The organism is Tenebrionibacter intestinalis (genome assembly GCF_016632365.1).
Lineage (GTDB): Bacteria > Pseudomonadota > Gammaproteobacteria > Enterobacterales > Enterobacteriaceae > Tenebrionibacter > Tenebrionibacter intestinalis.
Map to the genome: position 1 here is coordinate 1 of NZ_JAEPBH010000199.1, position 330 is coordinate 330.

Annotated in this window: 1 pseudogene; it reads right to left on the reverse strand. The window is 52.7% G+C overall.

The window, feature by feature from the left end:
* A pseudogene (locus tag JJB97_RS18460) lies at positions 1-237 on the reverse strand (IS21 family transposase); the annotation flags it as partial.
* Positions 238-330 lie beyond the last annotated feature (93 nt).

The window sequence follows — 330 nt, forward strand, 5'->3', positions numbered from 1 at the left end:
CGTCGGCATCAGAGCGGGTCTCTCCTTCAGCAGGGGAACAAGCATGCTGTCCCATACGGCTTCAAGAGGGTCTTTGCGCGTCCGCCAGTGACGAGCCCCGGCTTTTGACCACTGATCTTTTTCGATCCGGCGGCCGGAACGGACAGAGATACCGGCCTTCATGGCCGAGATATGCTGGGTTACACCTTTCTTACGCTGAGTCATGTAGTAACTGACCTGAGAAGTATTGAGCGTCACACCATTTCCTGTTGGATCATGTACATGACACTCAGATTACAAAACCGGCCAGAATAATCAGCACCAGGCGGACTGACTTATTGTCGTCTCATA